Genomic DNA, 18,742 nt, shown 5'->3' on the forward strand with positions numbered 1-18,742 from the left:
ATCGTGCCGGCGCCGCCGGAGTTGATGAACGTGCCGGGGTTCTCGTAGTCGATGAACTGCGAGGCCCACATCTGGTGCTGGCCGACGCCTGCCACGTAGTAGGCGTCAGGCCCGACGATCGCGCTCAGCCGCTCCATGACGTACTGAGGGGCGAGCGAGCCGTCCTCGAACTGCTCGTAACCCAGCGGGTAGGTCCGCTTGTAGCCGTTGAGCAGCCGCCACCACTCGTCGTAGTCGCCCTTCTGCCCGCCGGCCTGGACGGCCGCGATGAGGTCGGTGAGGACCTCCTTGCAGTCGCCGACGATCGGCACGTCGGCGTGGCGGTTCTTGGAGATCTCGGCCGGGTCGATGTCGGCGTGCACGATCTTCGCGTACGGCGCGAACGTCGACAGGTCGCCGGTCACCCGGTCGTCGAACCGCACGCCCAGCCCGATGATCAGATCGGACTGCTGCAGCGCGCCGACCGCCGAGACGGTGCCGTGCATGCCGGGCATGCCCATGTGCTGCGGATGGCCGTCGGGGAACGTGCCGCGGGCCATCAGGGTGGTGACGACGGGGATGTTCGTCAGCTCGGCGAGCTGCAGCAGCTCGGTGGAGGCGTGCGCCTTGTGGACGCCGCCCCCCACGTAGAGGACCGGCCGCCGGGACTCGGCGATCAGCTTGGCCGCCTCGCGGATCTGCTTGGAGTGCGGCCGCGTCACCGGGCGGTAGCCGGGCAACTGCATGACCGGCGGCCACGAGAACGTGGTCTCGGCCTGCAGCGCGTCCTTCGAGATGTCGACGAGCACCGGCCCGGGACGCCCGGTCGAGGCGATGTGGAACGCCTCCATGATCGTACGGGCGATGTCCGCGGGATCGGTCACCAGGAAGTTGTGCTTGGTGATCGGCATGGTGATGCCGGAGATGTCCGCCTCCTGGAAGGCGTCCGTGCCGATCATCGGCGAGGCCACCTGCCCCGTGATCGCCACGATCGGCACCGAGTCCATGAACGCGTCGGCCAGCGGCGTCACCAGGTTCGTCGCACCCGGGCCGCTGGTCGCCATGCACACGCCCACCTTGCCGGTGGCCTGCGCGTAACCTTCGGCCGCGTGCCCGGCGCCCTGCTCGTGCCGTACAAGCACGTGCCGCACCTTGACCGAGTCGTAGAGGGGATCGTAGGCGGGCAGGATGGCGCCGCCGGGGATCCCGAACACGGTGTCGACCCCCACGTGCTCCAGCGCCCTGACCAGGGCCTGTGCACCTGTCATGCGTTCGGTCATCGGCTCGTTCCTTGCGTGGCTACTCGCTTAGGACATAAAAAATGCCCCTTCCCACCTGGGACGGCGGGACTGGGGCGGCGCGCAGGTCGTCGTGCTTCGCTATCGGCCTGCGCGCCGGCGAAGTACTACGAGAATCTCACTGCGAAGCATGTCGTCCACGATATCCGCTCCGAGAGCCCTGGTGTCAACTTGGTGGACACAAGTCTCAAACAGTGAGACTTGTCCGCATCAGCGAGTCGACGCCCCGCGCCGCCATCGGCCGGGCCACGAGGAAGCCCTGACCTCGGGTGCAGCCCATCTCTCGGAGGAGTTCGAGCTGCTCGGGACGTTCGATGCCCTCCGCCACCACGATGAGGCCGAGATCGTGGCCGAGCCGCACGATCGTACGGGTGAGCAACGTCAGGGTGTCGTCCCTGCCGAGCCCCGCCACGAACGACGGATCGATCTTGATCATGTCGACGGGGAGCTGCCGCAGGAACGCCAGCGAGGCGTAGCCGGTGCCGAAGTCGTCGATGGCCAGCCGCACGCCGAGCGCGCGCAGCTCCGACAGCCGCTTGATCGTCTCCTCGGCGTCCTCGACCAGCATCTCCTCGATGACCTCCAGGGTCAGCGCGGAGGCGGGCAACCCGCTCTCGGCCAGCGCCTCCTCGACGGTCTCGACGAAGCGCGGCGCGGTGATCTGGCGGGCCGACAGGTTGAGCGACAGGCCGATGTCCCAGGAGGAGGCCCGCCAGGCGGCCACCTCGCGGCACGCCTCGCGCAGGATCCACTCGCCGAGCGGCACGATCAGGCCGGTGTCCTCGGCCGGACCGAGGAACTGCTCGGGCGGCACGAACACCGACCCGCGCCACCAGCGCACCAGCGCCTCCACGGCGGTGACGCGCGAGGTGGCGAGGTCCACGACCGGTTGGTACTCGATGGCGAACTGGTGCTCGATGAGCGCCCGCTGCAGGTCGGCGGCGAGCTCCAGGCGTCGTACGACGTCGGCGTGCATCTGCGCCGCGAACACCTCCACGCGCCGCCCGCCCAGCTCCTTCGAGCGGGCCATGGCCACGTCGGCGTTGCGGATGAGGTCACCGGCGGGGATGTCGTCCTCGGCGAAGGCCACGCCCACGCTCGCGGTGAGCGCCACGTCGCGGTCGGCGACACGGAACGGCTCCTGCGACACCGCGCGGACCAGCCGCTCGGCCAGGTCGACCGCCACCTGCGCGTCGCCGCCCGTCTCCACCAGCACCGCGAACTCGTCGCCGCCCCACCGGGCGAGCGTGTCGTCGGCGCGTACGGCCCCGCGCAGCCGCCGGGCCGCCTGCCCGAGCAGGTAGTCGCCGCTCGCGTGGCCGACCGAGTCGTTGACCGAGGTGAACCCGTCGAGATCGAGGAAGATCACCGCGACGTTGCCCACCGCGCGGCCGGAGAGCACCTCGCGGGTGCGCTCCTCGAAGTAGGCGCGGTTGGGCAGGCCGGTGACGCCGTCGTGGAAGGTCAGGTGGGCGACCTGGTTGCGCAGGGCCTCCTCGTCGCTGACGTCCCTGGTGGTGACCAGCATCAGCTCGTCGCCGCCGACGTGGCGGGTGGCGACGGACTCGGTGGGCCGCCAGGTGCCGTCGGCGGCGCGCACCCGGCAGGCGATGAGGCAGGCGCCGGCGACGGCGGTCTCCTCGTCGAGGCCCATGGCGCGCAGCGCGGCCTGGATGCCGGGAACGTCCTCGGGATGGATGTAGTCGAAGATCGAGCCGCCGACCACCTCGTCGGGCGCGTAACCGTAGGTGACCTCGACGCCCGCGCCGATCTCGCGCACCACGCCCTCGTAGTCGCACAGGAAGACCACGTCGCCGGTGCTCTCGGCCAGCTCCCTGAGCTGCCGCTCGCCGAGCCTGACCAGGCCGCGCAGGCGTACGTTGACCGCCGAGACCACGACCAGCCGGACCAGCAGGAGCAGCACGACGCTGACCGCGACCACCACGACGCCGGTCACCGGCCGCCCGGCGTTGCCGCCGGCCACGTGGACCAGCAGCGTGCAGGCGGCCACGGCGACCAGGCCCAGCGGGACCATCGCGACGAGGCTCTTCGCCGTGGGCCCGCCGCCGTGGCCGGGCCACTGGATCCAGGGCACGGCGGCCAGCAGCAGGAACACCACCGGGGCCGGCAGCACCGCCCAGGCGGACGGCGCGCCGTCGTCGAGACGGGCCACGGCGACGGCGAGGCCCGCCACGTTCATGGCGACGAGCGCGCCGGCCCCGGCCAGGCTCAGCGTCCACGACCGCGCCCTGCTCATCGCCACCGACGGGAGCACCGCGCAGGTCACCAGCAGGCCCATCATGGGCGGCAGCATGACCAGGGTGAACGTCGGCGGGTCGGCGGTGGCGTCGTAGACGTGCCTGAGCTGCACCACCCATCCGACGAGGAAGATCGAGGCCGCGCACAGGTAGGCGTCGGTGATGTGCCGTAACACCGACCTGGCCGGCAGCTTGCGGTCGGCGGCGATCAGCGCGCCACCCGCGGTGACCACCGTGCCGAGCAGGAGGAACAGGTCGGCGAAGCCGGCGACGAAGCCTCCGTCGACCGGCCGCAGCGCCAGTCCGGCGCCCCAGATGACGGCGCCGCCGCCGATCCAGCGGGCGCCCATCGCGGTGGGGCGGTGCCCGCCCGACCGCAGCGAGGCCACCACCAGGGAGGCGGCGGCCGCGAGCGCGGCGATCCCTCCGATGACCGCTCCGGCGACAAGGACCTGATCGTCGTTCAGGAACGCGGCGGCGAGCACCACCACACCTGCCGCGATCACGGCGGTCAGCGGCGCACGAGGATCACGCCAGCGGATCACAGTCGTTGCCCATCCCGTCTCGAACTCGGCGTCTCGCGACCGCCGAAGCCCGGCGATCACCTCGCCAGTGTGTGCGGTCCCGGGCGCCCGGGTGGTGACAACGCCGATGTCGTCACCGATCTGATAACCACACGGACCAATTGCCGCCAAGAGATCCTTGACAGCGAGTCAGGAGTTCCCTGCAAACGTAACGGTACGCACCCCAGGTCACGGACCAGCCACGTTCCGGAATCCTCTCAGTACGCGTCCCTTCAGTAGGACGCGGTGATGACGTTGTCCAGCTCCTCGCCCGCGCGGTAGCGCCCGAGCTGGGCCCTGATCAGCCGCAGCATCCGCCGCTCCGAGGCAGGGGTGCTGCCCGCCACGTGCGGGGTGATGAACACGCCCGGCGCGCTCCACAGGGGGTGTCCCTCGGGCAGCGGCTCGGGCGCGGTCACGTCCAGCGCGGCCCGCAGCCTGCCGGTACGCAGCTCCGCGACCAGGGCGTCGGTGTCGACGACGCTGCCGCGCGCGGCGTTGACCAGCACGGCGCCGTCGCGCATCCGGCCGAGGAAGGCGGCGTCCACCATGCCGGCGGTGTCGGGCGTGGACGGGACGAGCAGCACCACGACGTCCGCCTCCGGGAGCAGGGCGGGCAGCTCGGCCATGCCGTGCACGCCCTCGCGGGCCGTGCGCGCCACCCGTACGACCTCGACCTCGAAGCCCTCCAGCCGGCGTTCGAGCGCCGCGCCGATGGAGCCGTAACCGATGATCAGCACGGTGGAGTCGGCCAGCACGCTCGTGTGGTGGTAGGTCCACTCGCCGCGCCGCTGGGCGTCGGCGAACCCGGGGAACTCCCGCAGCACCGCGATCATCGCGCCGACCGCCCACTCGGCGGTGCCGGCGTCGTGCACGCCGCGCGCGTTGCAGAGCAGCGCGCCCGCGGGCATGTGCGGCCGGTACGGGTCCACGCCCGCGGTGACGGTCTGCACCAGCCGCAACGAGGTCATCTTGGCCAGCGTGCCGGGCACGTCGGGCACCGGGATGAGCGGCGGGACCCAGACCTCCACCTCCTCGATCCCCTCCGGCATGGGGGTCGAGGAGTTGTAGACGGCACATTCCACGCCCGGGAGGTCGGACAGGACTTCGGCTACCGATGCGGACGGAACCCAGGTCTTCATGCCCAGAACCTTACGGCGCGCGGGTAAGTATGGAACACATGAGGAAGCTCTGGACGCTCGTGCTCCTGGCCGCGCTGACCGCCTGCTCCCCCGGCGCCCCCGAGGCCGGTCCCCGGGAGGGCCCGGCGACCCCGCAGGCCGCCGCCACCCCGGCGGCCTCGGTGACCGCCGCCGTCAGCCCCGGCACGCCCAAGGACGTCGCCACGGGCCTCGCCGTGCCCTGGGGCATCGCGTTCCTGCCGGACGGCGGCGCTTTGGTGACCGAGCGGGACACCGCCCGGCTGCTCAGGATCAGCGCGTCCGGGCAGGTCAGCGAGGTGGCGAAGATCGCCGAGGCGCGCCCCGACGGCGAGGGCGGCCTGATGGGCGTGGCGGTCAAGGACGACCGGGTCTTCCTCTACTACACCGCCGAGCGGGACAACCGCGTCGTCGGCTACGCCTTCGACGGCAACCGGCTGGGCGCGGCGAAGGTCCTCGTCGAGGGCATCCCGAAGGGCGGCATCCACAACGGCGGCCGGCTCGCCTTCGGCCCCGACGGCTACCTCTACGCGACCACCGGCGAGACCGGCGACCGCCCGTTGGCGCAGGACCGCGCCTCGCTGGCCGGCAAGATCCTGCGCATGACCACCGAGGGCGCGCCCGCGCCCGGCAACCCGTTCGGCACGCTCGTCTACAGCTACGGCCACCGCAACGTCCAGGGCCTCGCGTGGGACCAGGAGGGCCGCCTGTACGCCAGCGAGTTCGGCCAGAACACCTGGGACGAGGTCAACCTGATCAAGCCGGGCGGCAACTACGGCTGGCCCGAGGTCGAGGGGCGCGGCGACGACCCCCGCTACGTGAACCCGATCGTCACCTGGCCCACCTCCGACGCCTCGCCGTCCGGCATGGCCTACGCCGGCGGCTCGCTGTGGGTGGGCGCGCTGCGCGGCGAGCGGCTGTGGCAGGTCCCGCTGGCGGCCGACGGCACGGCCGGCGAGCCGGTCGCCCGGTTCGAGGGCCGCTACGGAAGGCTGCGCGCCGTCGCGGCCATGCCGGACGGCTCCGCGCTCTGGGTCGGCACCAGCAACAAGGACGGCCGCGGCTCGCCGCGCGCGGGCGACGACCGCGTGCTGTCCGTCCCGATCTCCTGACCCGCTACTGGCCGCTGCCGGTGCAGGTGATCTGCGCCTGCGGCCGGTACTCGGTGGTCAGCTTCGGGTCCCGCTTGACGACCTTGCCGCCCTGGTGGAAGACCCGGGTGACGTCCACGGTGAAGCCCTCCTGCCCGAGGGTGGGCAGGCAGCCGGGCTCGGAGCTGACCTCCGTACGGAAGGCGACGACGTCCCGCCGCTCCGACGTGATCGCCTCGATCTTGTCGTAGCGCTTGGTGCTCCAGAGCGTCACCGTCACGGACGTGTCCGTGGAGGCGGTCTTCACCAGCACCCCGAACTCGGAGTCGTTGCGCCACTTGAGGTCGGTCTCGGGGTAGAGCAGCGCGACGTCGCGGCCGGCCGGGTAGCGCGGCGCGTAGTAGTCCATGGGCTGGTGCTCGACGTCCTCGAAGCCGCCGAAGAAGGCCGCGTTGTACATGGTCGTGGCGAACTGCGAGACGCCGCCGCCGACCAGGCTCACCATGCGCCCGCCGACGATCTGCCCGGCCATGACGTAGCCGTCCTCGACGGTCCGCTCGCCGACGACCTCGTTGATGGAGAACGTCTCCCCCGGCTTCACCACATGGCCGTCGAGCTGCTGCGCCATGCGCCTGATGTTGGTGACGCGGGTCTGGCAGCACTCGAAGGACGTGGTGAAGGTGGCCACCTGCTCCTTGATGCCGAGGCCGCGGATCTGCTGGGTGGTGACGGCCGGCTCGACCGTGCCCAGCCGTACGGGGACGACGCGGGCGCCGCCGGCGTCGAAGACCTTCTCCGCGTCCCTGGCGAGCAGCTTGTCGTTCACGCCCCGGCCGGTGCGCGAGGGCACCAGGACCGGCGCGCCGTTCACGATCTGGTACGTCGCGTCGCGCGGCTGCTGGGCGGCGTCGACCAGGGTGCTCTCCAGCCCGGCGAGCGCCGCCTTGGCGTCGAACTGGGCCACCAGCGTGCCGTCGCCGTCCGGCACGTACGCCAGGTTGGCCGCGATCATCGCGGGCGTGACCTGCGCCTGCCTGCCGTCCGCGGTGAGCGTCAGCGGCGCGGACACGGCCTGGCGCGCCTTGGTCACGGCCGCCTCCACCGCCTCGGAGGTGGTGACGGGCTTGGCGGGCCGCAGGGTGAGGACGACGTTGCCGCCGCCGCGCAGGAAGGTGTCGCCGATGCGGCGTACGGCGTCCTCGCGGTCGAGCACCACGCCGTCGGCGGGCTGACGGGCCTTGGGCTCCAGCCCGGCGAACGTGACGCGCCCTTCGACCGCGGGCTTGTCCACGGTCTCGGCCAGGCCGTCCACGGTCCTGGCGAGCTGGGAGGAATCGATGTTGATCTTCGGCTGGAGCTCGGTGGTGCCGGTCAGGCCCCGCCAGACCTCCACGGGGCTGGGGAAGCCGCTGGGCGCCTGGCCGATGGTGCCGACCACGTCCAGCTCCAGCCCGGCCTCGTCGGCCTGGACGGTGTCCTTCTTGTCGCCGATCTCGACCGTGACCGGCCTGCTGAGCTTGGCGCCCAGCTCGTCGCGGAGCTTGTCGGCCGCCTGCGTGACGGTCAGCCCGCCGATGTCCACCCCCGCCACGCGGGTGCCGCGTAACACCGAGCCGGACATGAAGACGGCGGGCACCACGTACGCCAGGGCGGCGAGCACCACGACGAGCAGCGCGAGGCCGGGCAGCAGGCGGCGGCGCCTGGGCGGCTCGGGGTCGCCGGCGAAGGATGGCCGCTCGCCGGGCCCGGACCCGAACACGGGCGCGGGCTCCTTCTCCTTCATCGGCCACGGCTGGGCCGGCGGCGTCGCGGGCGGCAGCGTGCCGGCCGCGGGACCGCCCGGCGCGCCGGGGCCCTGAGCGGGCCGGCTGTCCTGGCGGTCCGGCGGGCCGAAGATGTCGCGGGAGACGCCCGGCGGCAGTCCTTCGATGCGCGGCTTCCTGGAGACGCTCGACGAGGGCAAAGGCACCGAGGCGAACGGGTCGGTCGGTGATTCGATCGGTCCGGCGTCGCGCACGCCCTCAGTCTCCTCCCGGTCCGCAGCCAAGTCTCAGGCAACAGTAAGGCACGACGATCCGCATATGTCACGGGAAATGGATACGGAAGTGTGTCAACCTAGCCACCGGTAGCGGTGCTCCGGCCGGCCGGCGGTGCCGTACCGTGGCCGCGCCTCGGCCCGGCCCGCCGTGCTCAGGTGGTCGAGGTAGCGGCGGGCGCTCACCCGCGACAGGCCCGTGAGCTCGGCGGTCTCGGCCGCGGACAGGTCGCGTCCCGCCTCCCTGAGCGTGTCCGCGACCAGCGCGCACGTGGCCGCCGACAGCCCCTTCGGCAGGGGCGCGGTGGCGGCGGGGGCGCCGAAGAGCCGGTCCACGTCGTCCTGGCGGACCTCGGCGCCGATGGCGGTCAGGCGGCGGCGGGTGTCGGCGTAGTGCCGGAGGCGTTCGGCCAGGGCGGCGGCGGTGAACGGCTTGATCAGATAGTTCACCGCGCCGCCGCGCATGGCCTCCTGCACCGTGGGCACGTCGCGGGCGGCGCTGATCATGATGACGTCCACGTCGTGGAGCGCCTTCAGCACCTCCAGCCCCGACATGTCGGGCAGGTAGATGTCGAGCAGCACGAGGTCGGGCCGCGACTCGGCCGCCGCGGCGAGGGCGCCCGCCCCCGTGTGGGCCGTGGACACCACCCGGAAGCCGGGGACGCGGGCGACGTAGCCGCCGTGGATGCGGGCCACCATGAAATCGTCGTCCACGACGAGCACCCGTACGTCGTTCATCGCGTCCCACCCTGCGTGAGGGCCGGCAGGAGGGCCGTGAAGACCGCGCCGCCCGCGTTGCCCACGCGCACCCAGCCGCCCCGGCGCAGACACGCCTGCCGGGTCAGGGCCAGGCCGAGGCCGCGCGGCCCCGAGTGGGCGGCCTTGGTGGTGAAGCCCTCCCTGAACACCTCCTCGACCAGGTCGGGGGCGATGCCGGGGCCGGAGTCGCCGACCCGTACGCGCAGGCCACCCGCGTCGGAGCGCACCGAGACCTCGATCGTGCCCAGCGCGCCGTCGAGCGCGTCGATCGCGTTGGCCACCAGGTTGCCGACGACGAGGACCGCGTCCTGCGGATCGCCGAGCGTGCCCTCGGGCACCCGGGAGTCCTCCGACAGCACGAGCGTCGCGCCGCGCTCGGCGGCCTCGGCGGACTTGGCCAGCAGCAGCGCGGCCAGCGTGGGGTCCTGGACGCGTTCGCGCAGGTCGCTGGCGTACGTGCCGCGCGTCGTGCGGGTGATGAAGCCGATCGCGGCCTCGTGCTCGCCCAGCTCCAGCAGCCCGACGACGGTGTGCATGCGGTTGGCGAACTCGTGGGCCTGCGCGCGCAGCGCGTCGGTGGCGCTGCTGGCGTCGTCCAGCTCGCGGGCCAGGCGGATCAGCTCGGTGCGGTCCCTGAGGGTGACGACCCAGCCGAGCTGCCGGCCGCGTACGGACACGGGGGTGCGGTTGAGCACCAGCACCCGCTCGCCGTGCAGCACGACGCGGTCCTCGCCGGGGTCGGCGCCGCCGAGCACGTCGCGCAGGCGCTCGGAGACCGGCAGCCTGGTCAGGTCCTCGCCCTCGGCGACCGCGCCGAGCAGGTCGCGGGCGGCGTCGTTGACCAGCGTCACGCGGCCGTCGAGGTCGAGCGCGAGCACGCCCTCCTTCACGCCGTGCAGCACGCCCTCGCGCTGCTCCAGCAGCGCCGCGATCTCCCTCGGCTCCAGGCCGAAGGTCTGCCTGCGCACCCGGGCGGTGACGAGCGCGGCCAGCGCCAGCCCGGCCAGCATGACCGCGAGCGCGGTCCACACCAGCGGCGGCAGCGCGCCGCCGAGCTGGTTCATGACCGTCGTCTCCAGGACGCCGACGGAGACCAGACCGATGACGGCGCCGTACTCGTCGCGGATCGGGGTCTTGCCGCGGACCGTGGTGCCGAGCGTGCCGGTCTCGGTGCCGACCCAGCTCCGGCCGGTGCGCAGCACCACCGTGCCGTCGGTGGACAGCCGCTTGCCGATGAGCGAGGCGTTGGGGTGGGCGTAGCGGCGCTGCTGGGCGTCGGCGATGACGACGTAGTCGGCGCCGGTCTCCTGCTGGACGCCCAGCGCGAGCGGCTGCAGCACGCTCTCCGGATCGGGCCGCCTGAACGCGTCGCGGACCTGCGGGAGCGCGGCCACCGACTGGGCGATGGCGAGCGCCCGCTGCTGGTGCAGCGCGTCGAGCTGCTCGCGGGTGTGCCCCGCCCACACCGCGGCGGTGCCGCCGGCGGCCATCAGCACGATCACCATCTGGAGCACGAAGAGCTGGGTGCCCAGCGGGGCCTCACGCACCCGTCTCGCGGACCACATATGCCTGCACCCAGGTCACGACCAATACGACCACTATGACGGCAAGCATGCAAAGCCTCGACGCGGATCGGAAGGGGATTCACCATCCCAGTTTCATAACCGTGAACTCTCTTTCCTGGAGTCGATCATGCGTCTGCGCATATTCGCCACGCTCGCGGCGTTCTCCCTCGCCGTGCTGAGCGGCTGCGGCGGGCAGGGCGGCGGGACCAGCGCCTCGGGCACGCTGCGGATCATGGCCCCGGCCGCGCCCGGCGGCGGCTGGGACCAGACCTCCCGCACCGCCGAGCAGGCCTTCAAGAGCGCCGCGCCGGACCGCAAGGTCGAGGTGTACAACGTGCCGGGCGCGGGCGGCACGATCGGCCTGGCGCAGCTGGCCGGTGAGAAGGGCAATGGCAACCTGCTCATGACGATGGGCCTGGTCATGGTGGGCGCCATCGAGCAGAACAAGTCGAAGGTCACGCTGGCGGAGACCACGCCGATCGCGAAGCTGACCGAGGAGTACGAGATCGTCGTGGTCCCGGCCTCCTCGCCGCACAAGACGCTGGCCGACCTGGTGGCGGCGTGGAAGGCCGACCCGGCGAAGGTGTCGATCTCCGGCGGCTCGGCGGGCGGCACCGACCACATCGTGGCCGGGCTCATGGCCAAGGCCGCGGGCGTGGACCCCAAGCAGGTCAACTACATCGCGCACTCCGGCGGCGGCGAGGCGCTGAACGAGCTCCTCGGCGGCAAGGTCACCGCGGGCGTCTCGGGCGTCTCGGAGTTCGCCGAGCACGTCAGGTCGGGCAAGCTGCGCGCCCTCGGCGTCACCTCCGGCGAGCGCCTGGCCGACCTGGACGCGCCCACGCTCAAGGAGGGCGGCCTGGACGTGGAGCTGGCCAACTGGCGCGGCTTCGTCGCCCCCGCCGGCCTGTCCGAGGCCGACAAGACCGCGCTGACCGACCTGGTCACCAAGATGCACGACGCGCAGCCGTGGAAGGACGCCGTGGCCAAGAACGGCTGGATCGACTCCTTCCAGACCGGTCAGCAGTTCGCCGACTTCCTGAGCGCCGAGCAGGCCCGGGTCAAGGGCATCATCGCCGAGATGGGGCTCGTGTCCTGATGACGCGCCTGCGTTCGTGGTGGCGGCCCGAGCTCGGGCTCGCGCTCGTGGTGCTCGGGCTGGGGGTCTTCGTGATCGCCGGGACGCTCGACGTCTCGGCGGCGGCCTCCCGGCTCGGGCCAGGGCCGCGGTTCTTCCCCGTGCTGGTCGGCGGGGCCATGGTCGTGATCGGCCTGTTCTACGTGCTCGACGTGCTGCGCGGCGGGCACGGCGACCCCGAGGAGAGCGAGGACGTGGACGCCGCCGCCCCCGCCGACCTGCGCGGCCTGCTGCTGGTAAGCGGCATCTTCCTGGCCTTCGCGGCGCTGCTCGACCTGCTCGGCTGGATCATCGGCGCGAGCCTGCTGTTCTTCGGGCTGTCGGTGGCGCTCGGGGCCGAGCACAAGGCGCGGGCGGCCGTGGTCGCCGTGGTCATGGGCGTGCTCACGTACGTGCTGTTCGTCAACGGGCTCGGCGTGCGGCTGCCGGACGGGCCGCTCGCGGGGGTGCTGTGAGATGACCTCCCTGGAGCTGCTGCTGGACGGCTTCGCCGCCGCGCTCACCCCCGTCAACCTCATGTACGCGCTCATCGGCGTCACCCTCGGCACCCTGGTCGGCGTGCTGCCCGGCATCGGGCCGGCGATGACGGTGGCGCTGCTGCTGCCGGTCACGTTCACGGTGCCGCCGACCGCCGCGTTCATCATGTTCGCCGGCATCTACTACGGCGGCATGTACGGCGGCTCGACCACGTCCATCCTGCTCAACACGCCCGGCGAGTCCTCCTCCATGATCACCGCGCTGGAGGGCAACAAGATGGCCAGGCGCGGGCGGGCGGCGCAGGCCCTCGCCACGGCGGCCATCGGCTCGTTCGTGGCCGGGACCATCGCCACCGCGCTGCTGGTCGTGGCGGCTCCCGCGGTGGTGGCGTTCGCGATCTCGTTCGGGCCCGAGGACTACTTCGCGCTGGCCGTCCTCGCGTTCATCGCGGTGTCGTCGGTGCTGTCGCGCTCGGTCGTACGCGGTCTCGCCTCGCTCGGCCTCGGCCTGGTGATCGGGCTGATCGGCATCGACCAGCAGACCGGGCAGGCGCGGCTCACGCTCGGCGTCCCGCAGCTCCTCGACGGCATCGACGTGGTGATCGTCGCGGTCGGCCTGTTCGCGCTCGGCGAGGCCCTGTACGTGGCCTCGCGGCTACGCCACTCCCCGCCCTCCGTGGTGCCCGTCGGCCGGGCGTGGATGGGGCGCGCGGACTGGCGGCGCTCCTGGGGGCCGTGGCTGCGTGGCACGGCGCTGGGGTTCCCGTTCGGGGCGCTGCCGGGCGGCGGGGCCGAGATCCCGACGTTCCTGTCGTACGCGGCCGAGCGCCGCCTGGCCCGCGGCGTGGCCCGCGAGGAGTACGGCAAGGGCGCCATCGAGGGCGTCGCCGGGCCGGAGGCGGCCAACAACGCCTCCGCCGCCGGCACCCTGGTGCCCCTGCTCACGCTGGGCCTGCCCACCTCCGCGACCGCCGCGATCATGCTGGCCGCCTTCCAGCAGTACGGCCTGCAGCCCGGCCCGCAGCTCTTCGACCACAACCCGGCGCTGGTCTGGGCCATGATCGCCTCGCTGTTCATCGGCAACGCGATGCTGCTGGTGCTCAACCTGCCGCTGGCCCCGGTGTGGGCGCGGGTGCTGCGGGTGCCCAGGCCGTACCTGTACGCCGGGATCGTGCTGTTCGCCGCCCTCGGCGTGTACGCGCTGAACGGCACCGTCGTGGACCTGTTCGTGCTGTACGTCCTCGGCCTGCTCGGCTACGCCATGCGCCGCTTCGGCCTGCCGATCGCCCCCGCGGTGATCGGCATGATCCTGGGGCCGATGGCGGAGATCCAGCTCCGCCGGGCGCTGGCGATCGGCGCGGGCGACGTCAGTGTCCTGGTGCGCAGCCCGGTCGCGGCGGCGCTGCTGGCGCTGGCGGCGCTGGCGCTGCTGACTCCGCTCGCCAGGCGGCTGGCGGCCCGGCGCCGCGCGACCTCCTACACGGAGCCCGCCGAAGACTGACCCGCCGCCGCCCCGGCCGGGCCCGCACCGCTCGCCCGGCCGGGGCTTTCCTGGCCCGCGCTTTCCTGGCCGACGCTTGCCTGGCCGACGCTCGCCTGGCCGACGCTCGCCTGGCCGACGCTCGCCTGGCCGACGCTCGCCTGGCCGGCGCTCGCCTGGCCGGCCTGGCTCCTCCCGGCGGCCTGGCCGGCCTCGCCGTCCCCGGGTGTTCCGGTGGCCTTCGGGCCGCCGAACGCCCTGGGGGCGACGGCCAGCCCCGCCACCGCCATCACCAGCGTCGCCGCGAACACCACCCAGTACTCCCGCCCCGCCGACAGGAACAGCGCCCCCGTGACCGCCACCGACACCACCGAGAACACCGACTCCCCCACCTGCAGCGCCGAGCTGTTCTCCCCCTGCTCGCCGGGCGCCGACAGCTCCAGCGTGAGCACCGACAGCGTCGGATAGATCAGCCCGATCCCGAACCCGGTGACGATCCACGCCGGATACGCCACCGCCAGCGGCACCGACGGGATCGTGACCGCCCCCATGACCACGATGCCCAGCGCGATCATCGCCGAGCCCAGCCGCAGGTTGGTCCGCTGCCCGAAGACCTCCCGCCCCTGCAGCCACGACGCGAACGACCAGCTCAGCGCGCCACCGGTGAGCACCAGCCCGGCCGCCGTCGTGGACAGCTCCCGCTCCTCGCGCAGCATGAGCGGCACCATGACCTCGGCCGCGAAGAACGCCCCGGCGGCCAGCCCGCGCAGCCCCACCACGGACGGCAGCCCGCGGGCCGCCCGCAGCGTCCCGGCCGGCAGCAGCCTGGGCAGCGCCACGGCCAGCACCACGAGCCCGATGATCAGCAGGGGCAGCCGCCCGTCCGTGCTTCCGTACTGCATGAGCGCGGCCCCGACGGCGGTCACCGCCGCCCACGTGATCTTCGCCGGCAGGCCGGGGGCGGGCCCTCGCTGCCCGCCGCGCACCGGCTGTCCCGCCAGCCCGCGCAGCAGCAGCAACCCGGCGACCACGGTCAGGAACGGCACCAGCAGGAACACCGACCGCCAGCCGAGCGTGTCGGTCAGCACGCCCACGATCACCGGGCCCACCATCGACGGCACCACCCACGCCGTCGCGAACAGCGAGAAGATCCGCGGATGCAGCTCCTCGGGATAGACCCGGGCCACCAGCACGTACAGCGCCACGCTGACCAGCGCCCCGCCGAACCCCTGGACGAAGCGGCCCGCGATCAGCACCTCCATGCTCGGCGCGAGACCCGCCACGGCCAGCCCGGCCCCGAACCCGGCCACGCCCGTCCACAGCGGCGCCATGGGCCCGCGCAGGTCGGCCCACCGGCCGCCGAGCACCGTGCCGACCACGCTCGCCGCCATCGCGCCGCTGAAGGCCAGCCCGTACAGCTCCAGCCCGCCCAGTTCCTCGGCCACGACCGGCATCGCGATCGCGACCGCCATGTACTCGAAGGCCACCAGTGACATCAGCGCCACCAGGCCGGCCGTCAACGCTCTTCTCGACATGCCGCAGAACCTACGGCCTGCCGGCGCGCCGCACCTCCGGCGGGGGTGCCGCTCCGCCTCGGCAATCGGTCCTAGGACCGGCCCTGCCCACGTACGAGGGCCCCGCCGCCGTAGCGACGAGGCCCCTGACCACACGTCCGTACGGTTACTCGGACACGCCCAGCTTCTCCAGGATGAGCTGGCGGGCGCGGGCGGCGTCCGCCTTGCCCTTGCTGGCCCGCATGACGCCGCCGACCAGCGCGCCGGCGGCGGCGATCTTTCCTGCGCGTACCTTGTCGGCCGCGTCGGCGTTGTCGGCCAGCACCTGGTCGATGATCGCCGACAGCTCGCCCTCGTCGTTGACGATCTTCAGCCCGCGCGCCTCGACGACCGCGTCAGGGTCGCCCTCGCCGCCGAGCACGCCCTCCAGCACCTCGCGCGCCAGCTTGTCGTTGAGCGCGCCGGAGGCGACCAGCTCGGTCACCCGCGCGACCTGCGCCGGCGTGATGGCCAGCTCGGCCAGCGGCACGCCGGTCTCGTTGGCGCGGCGGGCCAGCTCGCCCATCCACCACTTGCGCGCGTCGGCCGCCGGCGCGCCGGCCGCCACCGTCGCCTCGACCAGGTCGAACGCGTCGGCGTTGTGCATGGCCTGCATGTCGAGGTCGGACAGCCCCCACTCGGCCTGCAGCCGCTTGCGCCGCACCGACGGCAGCTCGGGCAGCGCCGCCTTCAGCTCGGCCACCCACGCGGGGTCGGGCGCGATCGGCACCAGGTCGGGCTCGGGGAAGTAGCGGTAGTCCTGCGCCTCCTCCTTGGAACGGCCGGACGTGGTGGTGCCGGTGTCCTCGTGGAAGTGCCGCGTCTCTTGGACGATCGTGCCGCCGTCGGCGAGGACGGCGGCCTGCCGCTCGATCTCGCTCCGCACGGCCCGCTCGACGCTGCGCAGGGAGTTGACGTTCTTGGTCTCGGTGCGGGTGCCCCACTCCGACGCGCCGCGCGGCATCAGCGAGACGTTGACGTCGCAGCGCAGCGAGCCCTCCTCCATGCGCACGTCGGAGACGCCGAGCGAGCGCATGATCTCGCGCAGCTCGGTGACGTACGCGCGGGCGACCTCGGGCGCGAGCCGGTCGGTGCCGGGGATGGGCTTGGTGACGATCTCGACCAGCGGGATGCCCGCCCGGTTGTAGTCGACGATCGAGTGGTCGGCCCCGTGGATGCGCCCGGTCGCGCCGCCCACGTGGGTGGACTTGCCGGTGTCCTCCTCCAGGTGCACCCGCTCGATGCCGATGCGCACGGTCTCCCCGTTCACCTCGACGTCGAGGTAGCCGTCGAAGCAGAGCGGCTCGTCGTACTGGGAGATCTGGTAGTTCTTCGGCATGTCCGGATAGAAGTAGTTCTTCCGGGCGAAGCGGCACCACTCGGCGATCGAGCAGTTGAGCGCCAGGCCGATGCGGATCGTCGACTCGATCGCCATGGCGTTGGCCACCGGCAGCGAGCCCGGCAGCGCCAGGCAGGTCGGGCAGACCTGCGTGTTGGGCGGAGCGCCGAAGGTGGTCTTGCAGCCGCAGAACATCTTCGACCTGGTGCCCAGCTCGACGTGCGTCTCCAGCCCGAGCACCGGCTCGAACCGCTCCAGCGCTTCGTCGTACGGCATGAGCGTGTGCGTGCTCACAAGTAACCAAGTCCTTTCAGTACGTTCTTCGCCTCGGCAACCCAAGCGGCGTAGGCGGGCACCTGCCCCAAGACGTCGAGGTCGATATTTCTGCCTATGTATTCGAAGTAATCGCGGACCGGCCAGTCCTGCCCCCCGACGACCTCGTCCAGGAGCTTCTTAGGGTCGGCGACCTTCTCCACCTCACCCGGACTGCCGGGCAGAGGTCGCAGGTCGACGCCCTTGAGTCCGCCCCAGACCTGCCGATCGGCCAGGAGCCATGCCTCGGTCTCCTTCACCGGTATCAGGCCGATGACCGGAAGCCGCAGACCTGCCAGGACGGCCTCCGCCTTGCCGCGTTCGCGATGATCGTTGTGCACGAACAGCACGTGGCAGTCGGCTGCCAGGTCGGTCAGCGCGCTCGTCACGCGCGTCTGGCCACGGATCGACCGGCAGGAGGCGATCTCGGTCGGCTCGACGTCGACCACGCACCGCCCTGACGACCACGTCAACTCCCGCAGCTGCCTGAAGATCACCAGCCCCAGGAAGATCTCGTCAGTCTCCCCTTCTGCGATCAGGCCGGGCACCAGCGGGCGGCTCATCCGGGTATCTCCACGGCGCTGAGATAGCGCCGCACCTGCCGCGGGGAGACGAAGGTGCCGGGCCGGCCCTCGTCGCGCACCGGCTTGGCAACCGTGACCCGGGACATCCCCTTCTGTTCCGGATCCACCCGGGCGACGCTGTCCAGAAAGACCAACGCGTCCGGCCGGAGCCGGTAAAGCTCGGAGACCACCACGGGTGAATGTGTCGTGAGGATCACCTGCCGCAGGGGCCGCCGCAGCGCCTCGCGGTCACCGAGATCCGTCACCAGCCGCTGGACACGGCGCAGCAACTCGGCCATTCGGCTGGGATGCAGGCCGTTCTCGATCTCCTCGATCAGCAGCACGCCCGCATGATCCGGGTCGTGCAGGGCCGCCAGCAGCCCCAGGATCCTCAGTGTGCCGTCGGAGAGCAGCGCGCTGGGCACGGCGCCCTGTCCGTCCACCATCAGGTCGAAGGACCATTCCTGCCGGCGTTCGTCGTGGAAGGGCACGACACCGATGACGTCCGGGATGAGCGCCGCCAGATCAAGAGCGACCCTGTCGAGGGCCTCCGTGGCGCTGAGCCTGCCCAGCACGGCGGCCACGTTCGAACCGTCGGAAAGGAGCGGACGACGGTCGGCCGCCGACGCCACCTCGCGCATGGCCCGCGGCTCTGGTTCGTACCAGCGCCAGTCGACCATGGCGGCAGGTGTCGAGGAGAGCTCCGGGTGCTCGCCCTCCACGCAGTCCACTGCATCGAACTCCGCGGCCCAGCACTCCTTCACTGCTTCGGGCAGCCTGTCACGCTCCCCCGGAGCCCAAGGGAGCAGTCGCGACTGCTCCACGACCGCACGTGCGGGGTCCGGGCGATAACGCGCCGTCGTGTCCAGACGGACCGGTCGCACGCCCGAGCCCTGCTCAGCCAGCAACCTGAGCCGGATCTGGAACTCGCTCCGCGGCATTCCCCGGGCCGGCCGGTGGAAAAGCTGGTGGGCGCGGCCACGTTTGGCGGTGAAGAACGCCTCCTCCCCGCCACGGGCCGCGGCCGCCACGAAGTCCAGCGCGTCCAGCAGGTTGGACTTGCCGCTTGAGTTCGGGCCCACGAGGGCGAGGAACGGCGGCACGTCGAGGGCGAAGTCCAGGAAGGACTTGAACCCGTCGATCTCGATGCGCGTGAGCATGCCGCCGTCTCCT

General features: G+C 72.3%; 14 protein-coding genes. 4 read left to right on the plus strand and 10 right to left on the minus strand.

Annotated elements, in window-relative coordinates:
• The 3 genes from ilvB to ABD292_RS41200 all read right to left on the minus strand — a co-directional run.
• Positions 1–1,259: biosynthetic-type acetolactate synthase large subunit (gene ilvB / locus ABD292_RS41190; protein ID WP_344217425.1), on the minus strand; the 1,259-nt coding region annotated here is incomplete at its 3' end.
• A gap of 205 nt (positions 1,260–1,464) precedes the next feature.
• Positions 1,465–4,080, minus strand: a complete 2,616-nt coding sequence (locus tag ABD292_RS41195) for a putative bifunctional diguanylate cyclase/phosphodiesterase (RefSeq protein ID WP_344217427.1) — start codon at positions 4,078–4,080, stop codon at positions 1,465–1,467.
• Positions 4,081–4,331: 251 nt separating this feature from the next.
• Positions 4,332–5,240 (minus strand): 2-hydroxyacid dehydrogenase, encoded by a 909-nt coding sequence (locus tag ABD292_RS41200; RefSeq protein ID WP_344217429.1) that lies wholly within the window; start codon positions 5,238–5,240, stop codon positions 4,332–4,334.
• Between the two features lie 38 nt (positions 5,241–5,278).
• Between ABD292_RS41200 and ABD292_RS41205 the strand changes: the two genes are divergently transcribed.
• Positions 5,279–6,370, plus strand: a complete 1,092-nt coding sequence (locus ABD292_RS41205) for a PQQ-dependent sugar dehydrogenase (RefSeq protein ID WP_344217431.1) — start codon at positions 5,279–5,281, stop codon at positions 6,368–6,370.
• Between the two features lie 4 nt (positions 6,371–6,374).
• Here ABD292_RS41205 and ABD292_RS41210 read toward each other — a convergent pair whose 3' ends face one another.
• From ABD292_RS41210 to ABD292_RS41220, 3 genes are all read right to left on the minus strand, one after another.
• Positions 6,375–8,366, minus strand: a complete 1,992-nt coding sequence (locus ABD292_RS41210; protein WP_344217433.1) for a VanW family protein — start codon at positions 8,364–8,366, stop codon at positions 6,375–6,377.
• A 93-nt stretch (positions 8,367–8,459) separates the two neighbouring features.
• Entirely contained in the window at positions 8,460–9,122 is a 663-nt protein-coding gene (locus tag ABD292_RS41215) for a response regulator (RefSeq protein ID WP_344217435.1), read from the minus strand.
• Complete coding sequence (locus tag ABD292_RS41220) at positions 9,119–10,708, minus strand: ATP-binding protein (RefSeq protein WP_344217438.1); 1,590 nt, start codon at positions 10,706–10,708, stop codon at positions 9,119–9,121. The genes ABD292_RS41215 and ABD292_RS41220 overlap by 4 nt, the downstream gene beginning before the upstream one ends.
• A gap of 127 nt (positions 10,709–10,835) precedes the next feature.
• Between ABD292_RS41220 and ABD292_RS41225 the strand changes: the two genes are divergently transcribed.
• The 3 genes from ABD292_RS41225 to ABD292_RS41235 are packed head-to-tail and all read left to right on the plus strand — an operon-like array spanning position 10,836 to position 13,823.
• Entirely contained in the window at positions 10,836–11,807 is a 972-nt protein-coding gene (locus ABD292_RS41225; protein ID WP_344217440.1) for a tripartite tricarboxylate transporter substrate binding protein, read from the plus strand.
• Positions 11,807–12,301 carry a tripartite tricarboxylate transporter TctB family protein gene (locus tag ABD292_RS41230; protein WP_344217442.1) on the plus strand — a complete coding sequence of 165 codons (495 nt, stop codon included), beginning with the start codon at positions 11,807–11,809 and terminating at the stop codon, positions 12,299–12,301. Before ABD292_RS41225 ends, ABD292_RS41230 begins: the two co-directional genes overlap by 1 nt.
• A 1-nt stretch (position 12,302) precedes the next feature.
• Positions 12,303–13,823 carry a tripartite tricarboxylate transporter permease gene (locus ABD292_RS41235; RefSeq protein ID WP_344217444.1) on the plus strand — a complete coding sequence of 507 codons (1,521 nt, stop codon included), beginning with the start codon at positions 12,303–12,305 and terminating at the stop codon, positions 13,821–13,823.
• Here the strand turns inward: ABD292_RS41235 and ABD292_RS41240 are convergent.
• From ABD292_RS41240 to ABD292_RS41255, 4 genes are all read right to left on the minus strand, one after another.
• The gene (locus ABD292_RS41240) at positions 13,799–15,337 is read right to left on the minus strand and encodes an MFS transporter (RefSeq protein WP_344217446.1); all 1,539 of its coding nucleotides are present in this window, start codon (positions 15,335–15,337) and stop codon (positions 13,799–13,801) included. The two genes, ABD292_RS41235 and ABD292_RS41240, sit on opposite strands and share 25 nt — an antisense overlap.
• Before the next feature lie 145 nt (positions 15,338–15,482).
• On the minus strand, positions 15,483–16,970 hold the full coding sequence (gene gatB, locus ABD292_RS41245) for an Asp-tRNA(Asn)/Glu-tRNA(Gln) amidotransferase subunit GatB (RefSeq protein WP_344217744.1): 1,488 nt from the start codon (positions 16,968–16,970) through the stop codon (positions 15,483–15,485).
• A 14-nt stretch (positions 16,971–16,984) separates the two neighbouring features.
• Complete coding sequence (locus ABD292_RS41250) at positions 16,985–17,569, minus strand: hypothetical protein (protein WP_344217448.1); 585 nt, start codon at positions 17,567–17,569, stop codon at positions 16,985–16,987.
• Positions 17,566–18,729: an AAA family ATPase gene (locus ABD292_RS41255; protein ID WP_344217450.1), complete on the minus strand. Its 1,164-nt coding sequence runs from the start codon at positions 18,727–18,729 to the stop codon at positions 17,566–17,568. Before ABD292_RS41255 ends, ABD292_RS41250 begins: the two co-directional genes overlap by 4 nt.
• Between the last annotated feature and the right edge of the window lie 13 nt (positions 18,730–18,742).

Source organism: Nonomuraea bangladeshensis (assembly GCF_039529455.1).
In the GTDB taxonomy this organism is placed as follows: Bacteria; Actinomycetota; Actinomycetes; order Streptosporangiales; family Streptosporangiaceae; genus Nonomuraea; species Nonomuraea bangladeshensis.